Here is a 2,834-nt window from a genome sequence, read left to right as displayed (position 1 = left end):
CACTTATGGTAGGATAAGGGCTGTTTGCCAATCGCCAGAAGGGAAAATTTATATCTGTACCAGTAATGGAAGCGATGATAAAATTGTAGAAATTGCGAAGTAGATTAATTATTTTTTCCGTCCGGGGCACTTTTTACAGCGTTTACCTTTTTTGAATTTCTCACAACATTTTTTGTGCTCAGCCGTACAGCTGAAAATAAAACCCATGCCTTTTTGAAATTCAGGATCGGTGGGTAATATGAATAGACTTTCTTCTCTCTCGTAAATCATTGCAGCACAAAGGTAATAGTTATTTAGATTAATTCCAATTAATTAATATTCCTGGAAGATTTAAAAATTATAAATGCTACATTTTTGAAGGCAATTTGTAATTTAGCAAACTAACCAAAAAATTCATAAGATGATAAATAAAGTGGTATCTGGAGCTGAAGAGGCTATCAAAGATATATCAGATGGTGCTACCCTTATGCTTGGCGGTTTCGGGCTTTGCGGTATTCCAGAAAATTGCATTAATGCTTTGGTAAACAAACAGGTGAAAAATTTAACCTGCATCTCTAATAATGCTGGTGTTGATGATTTTGGTATTGGTTTAATGCTGAAACAACGCCAGGTTAAAAAAATGATTTCTTCGTATGTAGGTGAAAATGCCGAATTTGAAAGGCAATTGCTGAGTGGCGAACTTGAAGTAGATCTTATTCCGCAAGGTACCTTAGCTACGCGTTGCCTGGCTGCCGGATATGGTATGCCGGCAATTTTTACGCCTGCGGGCGTGGGCACCGAAGTGGCAGAAGGCAAAGAAGTGCGCAATTTTGATGGTAAGGATTATTTAATGGAATATGCCTTTGATGCTGATTTCGCTATTGTTAAAGCTTGGAAAGGTGATACCGCTGGGAATTTGATCTTCAGGTCTACCAGCCGCAACTTTAATCCTATAATGGCTATGGCAGGTAAAGTAACCATTGCCGAGGTAGAAGAATTGGTAGAAGCTGGTGAATTAGATCCAGATTATATCCATACGCCTGGTATTTATGTTCATCGGATTTTTCAAGGGAAAGATTATGAGAAAAGAATCGAGCAACGAACCGTAAGAACAAAATCGTAATGAAGAAAATAATTGCAATCGAAGAAATGGCCATGTTTCTATTGGCAATATTTGCCTTTTCTAAATTGTCATTTCATTGGTGGATATTTCCAGTATTGCTGCTTGTACCAGATTTAAGCATGCTGGGTTATCTGGCAGGCCCAAAAGTTGGTGCATGGCTTTATAACATAGTTCACCATAAAGCGATAGCAATATTAATTTTCTTGATCGGATTTTATTATCATTTACCCATATTGCAGTTATCGGGCATTATGTTATTTGCCCATTCTTGCATGGATAGGGCGCTAGGTTATGGGTTGAAATATAGCGATGCATTTAATCACACACATTTAGGTTTAATAGGAAAAAATAAATAAATGGCATTTTCAAAAGAAGAAATCGCACAGCGTATTGCTAAAGAAATAAAAGACGGATATTATGTTAACCTTGGTATTGGCATACCTACTTTGGTTGCCAATTATATTCCAAAGGGAATTAACGTAGTGTTACAGTCTGAAAACGGCTTATTGGGTATGGGGCCATTTCCTTTCGAAGGAGAGGAAGATGCCGATTTAATTAACGCAGGGAAACAGACCATTACTACCTTGCCAGGATCGTCTATTTTTGATTCGGCCATGAGTTTTGGGATGATCCGTGCGCAAAAAGTAGATCTGACTATTCTGGGAGCCATGGAGGTGTCAGAAAATGGAGATATTGCTAACTGGAAAATCCCCGGTAAAATGGTTAAGGGAATGGGCGGAGCTATGGATTTGGTAGCATCAGCCAAAAATATCGTTGTAGCGATGCAGCACATCAATAAAGCCGGAGAAAGTAAATTATTACCTAAATGTACTTTGCCTTTAACCGGTGTAAAATGCATTAAAAAAATTGTAACTGAATTGGCGGTTTTGGATATTTTACCTGAAGGTGGTTTTAAACTTTTGGAGCGTGCACCAGGCGTAAGTATCGAATTTATACAACAATCTACAGCTGGAAGACTGGTAGTAGAAGGAGAGATTCCTGAAATGAGATTGGATTAAATTGGTGGTTTGTGAGGACACAAACCACGGCGGTGGTGATGGTTGATTCTAAAGAACGATCGTCATTTCCGCGCAGGCGGGAATCTTAATGCACCCTGTTAACCCTATCAAGGCATTACGATTATTCATAAGTTTTCATGTTTTCAAAGGCATTCATGAGCACTTCGTGGTTCCCAATCAGGTTGGGAATGACGATTCCTCGCAAAAAAAAAGAAGTCAAGTTTTTAAAAACTTGACTTCTTTCATATTGGATATATTTTTACTGTATATCTACTAAAATACTGTTTCTTAAATCGTTAGAGATATCTTCGGTGATACCGATAATTTCTTCAGGTTCATTGGTGTTATTCATTATTACCTTATTACATTGTTCGCGATACGGCAATAAATATTCTTTATAGGCTGGCACTACATGGTTGTGCCATTTGTACAATACATCATCTTCAGGGTAACCACGTTCCAAGCCATCGCGTTTTATACGGCGATCTAAAGCTACCTGTTCATCTGCATCAACAAAGATGGTATGATCCAGCAGTGCGGCAATTTCTTTAACGTGGAGAATAAAATGACCTTCTACAATAATGATTGGTGCCGATTTAATCTCCAAAATTTTAACAACGGCGAGTGGGTTATTGAAGTTGTATTCTTTTTTATAAACAACCTCGCCAGTCATTAACTGCTTAATGTCTCTTAAAAACTGTTCGCTATCAATG

General features: G+C 38.0%; 4 protein-coding genes. 3 read left to right on the top strand and 1 reads right to left on the bottom strand.

Translation table 11 applies throughout. The features are described from left to right. Positions 1 to 400: 400 nt before the first annotated feature. Genes AC1DPQ_RS23545 through AC1DPQ_RS23535 form a run of 3 tightly spaced genes read left to right on the top strand, consistent with a single transcriptional unit; the run spans position 401 to position 2,121 of the window. Complete coding sequence (locus AC1DPQ_RS23545; protein WP_477583340.1) at positions 401 to 1,102, top strand: CoA transferase subunit A; 702 nt, start codon at positions 401 to 403, stop codon at positions 1,100 to 1,102. Next, a complete protein-coding gene (locus AC1DPQ_RS23540) occupies positions 1,102 to 1,458 on the top strand; it encodes a DUF4260 domain-containing protein (RefSeq protein WP_477583342.1) in 357 nt (118 codons plus the stop codon). Before AC1DPQ_RS23545 ends, AC1DPQ_RS23540 begins: the two co-directional genes overlap by 1 nt. Then, positions 1,459 to 2,121 carry a CoA transferase subunit B gene (locus AC1DPQ_RS23535; RefSeq protein ID WP_477583344.1) on the top strand — a complete coding sequence of 221 codons (663 nt, stop codon included), beginning with the start codon at positions 1,459 to 1,461 and terminating at the stop codon, positions 2,119 to 2,121. A 259-nt stretch (positions 2,122 to 2,380) separates the two neighbouring features. On the opposite strand, the gene AC1DPQ_RS23530 is transcribed toward AC1DPQ_RS23535, so the two are convergent. Beyond that, on the bottom strand, positions 2,381 to 2,834 hold a 454-nt coding region (locus AC1DPQ_RS23530; protein ID WP_477611051.1), incomplete at its 5' end, for a uridine kinase family protein.

The sequence above is a fragment of the Pedobacter sp. 01T416_2 genome (genome assembly GCF_056398925.1).
This window is presented reverse-complemented; position numbering and strand designations above follow the sequence as displayed.

Excerpts from the sequence above, each read along its gene's own strand:
- AC1DPQ_RS23545 (WP_477583340.1), top strand. The coding sequence starts at position 401 with ATGATAAATAAAGTGGTATCTGGAGCTGAAGAGGCTATCAAAGATATA.
- AC1DPQ_RS23540 (WP_477583342.1), top strand. The coding sequence starts at position 1,102 with ATGAAGAAAATAATTGCAATCGAAGAAATGGCCATGTTTCTATTGGCA.
- AC1DPQ_RS23535 (WP_477583344.1), top strand. The coding sequence starts at position 1,459 with ATGGCATTTTCAAAAGAAGAAATCGCACAGCGTATTGCTAAAGAAATA.